The organism is Promicromonospora sp. NPDC060271 (assembly GCF_042726755.1).
In the GTDB taxonomy this organism is placed as follows: Bacteria; Actinomycetota; Actinomycetes; order Actinomycetales; family Cellulomonadaceae; genus Promicromonospora.
Genome location: NZ_JBHXBG010000299.1, coordinates 1 through 2,916, shown reverse-complemented (window position 1 = coordinate 2,916; position 2,916 = coordinate 1). Strand labels below are relative to the sequence as shown.

1 protein-coding gene is annotated in these 2,916 nt (G+C 72.4%); it reads right to left on the bottom strand.

What is annotated here, in order from left to right; genetic code table 11:
• Positions 1-74 precede the first annotated feature (74 nt).
• Positions 75-2,846, bottom strand: a complete 2,772-nt coding sequence (locus ACFWE2_RS25115; RefSeq protein ID WP_377226930.1) for a PKD domain-containing protein — start codon at positions 2,844-2,846, stop codon at positions 75-77.
• Positions 2,847-2,916 lie beyond the last annotated feature (70 nt).

The following is a 2,916-nucleotide window of genomic DNA, read 5'->3' as shown; positions in this document are numbered from 1 at the left end:
GTCGCGATCTCCTCGCGTCGTCGTCGCCCTCGTGCTTCTCGGCGGCGTGGACCGGGCCGGCCTCGACCCGCGGTTCAGCTCCGCGTGCCGTTGACCGTCAGCTCGAGGGTGGTCCAGTCCCGGGTGCCCTCGCTGTCCGTCGCGATCAGCCGTGCGGTGTACCGGCCCGGCTCCTCGTAGACGTGCGTGACGCTCGCGCCGTCCGCGATGGTCCCGTCACCCAGGTCCCACCGGTAGGAGACGATCTGGCGTCCCTCGGGTGCCACGGCGGAGCCGGACAGCTCGAACGGGACGCCGACCGGTCCGCCCTCGCGGCCGGCCTCGGCGGTCACGACGGGGGCCGTGGTGTCGGCGACGCCACGCCCGTGGAAGACGAGCCAGTCGAGACCGAGGTCCGCGCCGCCTGCCGGCTCGTGCCTGCTCCTGACCACGAGGTACAGGGTGGTCGGGCCCTCCTCGCCCGCCACGTCGATCGTGGGCGAGACGACCTGGCCGGCGGCCGTGGCGGCGGCGACCCGCACCTGGCCGAGCTTGCGCCCGGCAGGGCTGCCGGCCCGCACCTCGACCGTCGCGTCGGCGGCACCGCGGACGGCGCCCACCGTCAGGGCGTCGATGCCGCGCAGGTCGACCGGCCCGAACGCGATCCAGTCGCCGTGGTCGGCGTCGGTCACGAGCCGTCCGCCCCGTGCGTCGGCGCCGTCGGCCACGGTGACGCCGGAGCCGTCCGCGTAGAACTCGGCCTCCTTGTCCCGGACCTGCAGGTGGAGGACGTCCTGGCCGGCCAACGCGGGCACGCCGTCCGCGCCCAGGTCCTCGTAGCCCGCCCCGAGCACCGGGTAGACGTTCTGGCCCACGCCGTGGTCCGCCGGGTCGAGGAACACCGACCCGGAGCACCCGGTGTAGTTGTCCAGCGGGTGCGCGTGCGTGTCGTGGCCGAGCTGGGTGTTCACCGCGACCTGCTCGCAGTCGATAGTGCCCGCCTCGGTGGAGCCGTCCTCGGGGTCGGTCACGTCGACGGCGTAGTCGACCGTGTCGCCGAGCTCGGCGAAGCCGCCGTGGAACGGCGCCCCGAAGGCGACGTCCGGCCGGGTGTTGCCGGCGGTGATCTTCTGCACGGAGACGCCCGTGAAGCCGTCGCTGTCCGTGACCGTCAGGCGGGCTCTGAACTGGCCGCGCTCGGTGTAGGTGTGCGTGGGACTCGCCTCGGTGGAGTCGACGACGCCGTCGTTCTCGAAGTCCCACTCGTACGTGATGTCGAGCCCGTCGGGGCTCTCGCTCGTACCGCCGTCGAAGGCGACGGTCAGAGGCTCCGGCCCGGAGTCGACGTCGGCGGTGAACCGCGAGATCGGCCGGCGGCCGTCGGCCGCGTGGTCGATGCGGTAGATGCCGGCGCCGGTGTTGGTGCTCCCGCGGCCGGCGCCCCGGCCGAGGCCGAAGTCGATGACGTAGAGCGAGCCGTCGGGGCCGAACTCGGCCTCGAACGGGGCGACGAACGTCTCGTCCGGAAGGAACGGGTCGATCGAGGCGAGCTCGCCCGTCGCCTCGTCCAGCGAGAGCACCTTGTAGAAGTTGCGGGCGTACTCGGACACGAACCAGTGCCCGTCGAAGGCTTCCGGGAACTTGGTCTTGACGTCGAGCTCCGGGTCGAACCGGTAGACGGGGCCGCCCATGGGGGCCGCCCCGCCCGAGCCGAGCTCAGGGAACTCGTCGGAGACCCCGTAGCCGTACCAGACGAGCGGCTCCTGGGACGGCGGCAGCTCGCGCAGGCCCGTGTTGTTCGGGGAGTCGTTGACCGGGTTGGCGCAGTCGAACGCCTCGCCCGAGGCGCCCGTGGCGAAGTCGTAGTCGATGTAGGGCTGGTTGTCGGCATGGCAGTACGGCCAGCCGTGGTTGCCGGGCTCCGTCATTCGGATGAGCTCGACCTGGCCCTCGGGGCCGCGCAGCGGGTCGGCCACGCGGGCGTCGGGCCCGTAGTCCCCGATCAGCACCGCGCCGGTGCCGGGGTCGACCGTGATCCGGAACGGGTTGCGGAAGCCCATCCCGTAGATCTCCGGGCGGGTGCCCTCGGTGCCCGGCGCGAACAGGTTGCCGTCCGGGATCGTGTAGGTGCCGTCGTCCTGCGGGGTGATCCGCAGGACCTTGCCGCGCAGGTCGTTCGTGTTGGCCGACGTGCCCTGCGCGTCCCAGCCCCGGCGTCCGGGACGCTCGTCGATCGGGGTGTAGCCCGCCTGGTCGAACGGGTCGGAGTTGTCCCCGGTGGCGACGTAGAGGTCGCCGTCCGGGCCCATCGCGAGCGAGCCGGCCATGTGGGAGTTGGCGCGGCCCTCGCCGCGCCAGATGGTGAAGTCGAGCAGCCGCTTCTCCGACGCGGGGTCGATCGTGTCGTCCGGCCCCATCGTGAACCGCGAGAGGTTCATCTTCGCGACGTCGGGGTCGCTCCACAGCAGGTACAGCCACCCGTTCTCGGTGAAGTCGGGATCCAGGGTCAGGCCCAGGAGACCGTCGGACTGCGTGAGCAGGTCCAGCGAGTAGTCCAGGTCCAGCGCCGTCCTCTGGCGCAGCGTCTCCTGGTCCAGCACGATCACCTGACCGGTGCGCTGGATGTAGACGACGCGGCCGTCGTCGGCCACGTCGAGCTCGAACGGGTCGGCGAGGCCCTCCGTGACGAGCGGCACCTTGTCGAACTCGGTCGTCTCCGCATGGTCGGTGGCGGCGCGGCCGGAGCCGGCCGGGACGTCGTGCGCTGTGGCTGCGGTCGTCGCGGGTACCAGGGCACCGAGCGCGACGACCAGACCGGTCGTCGCGGCCAGTGCCCGGCGGTGTGCCCGGCGGTGTGGTGCGGACATCAACACTCCCTTGTGCTGGGTCGGATGGTGCGAGCAGGGGTGCGGGACTCCCGGGCGAGGGCAGGTGCCC

Excerpts from the sequence above, each read along its gene's own strand:
- ACFWE2_RS25115 (WP_377226930.1), bottom strand. The coding sequence starts at position 2,846 with ATGTCCGCACCACACCGCCGGGCACACCGCCGGGCACTGGCCGCGACG.